Below are 591 nucleotides of genomic sequence, written 5' to 3'. Positions count from 1 at the left end.
CGTGATCCTGCCTTTTCTTTCTCCCCGTGTCGCCAAACTGTATCAGTCCATCTGGACGGTTGACGGTTCCCCACTGTTGGCCTTCAGCCGACGTCAAGAGTGCGCGCTCTCTGCCCGTTTAGGCGACGATATCCCTGTGGCGCTGGGCATGAGCTATGGCTCGCCGAGCTTGCCGTCGGCGTTGGATAGCCTGCTGTCCCAAGGTGTCACCCAACTGGTGGTGTTGCCGCTCTATCCGCAATATTCCTGTTCCACCACCGGTGCGGTGTGGGATGGACTGGCCGATGCGCTGCGCTCGCGCCGCCAGGTGCCCGGTATTCGTTTTATCCGTGACTATGCGACGCATCCGACCTATATCGATGCGCTAAAGCAGCGTGTGGAAGCATCATTCGCGCTGCACGGCGTGCCAGACCGCTTAGTGATATCGTTCCATGGCATTCCGGTGCGTTATGCGACGGAGGGAGATGACTATCCGCTGCGCTGTCAGGCGACGGCACAGGCACTGATCGCTGCGTTGGGATTGGCACCGGAACAGGTGCAAATGACCTTTCAATCGCGTTTTGGTCGTGAACCCTGGCTGACACCCTATAC

The 591-nt window shown here is 59.1% G+C and carries 1 protein-coding gene; it reads left to right on the top strand.

The window, feature by feature from the left end:
• Positions 1-591: ferrochelatase (hemH, locus tag J5224_RS34130; protein ID WP_264629282.1), on the top strand; the 591-nt coding region annotated here is incomplete at both ends.

This window comes from Candidatus Symbiopectobacterium sp. NZEC135 (genome assembly GCF_025962695.1).
The sequence above is the reverse complement of the archived record's forward strand: the minus strand, read 5'-3'. Positions and strand labels throughout refer to the sequence as shown.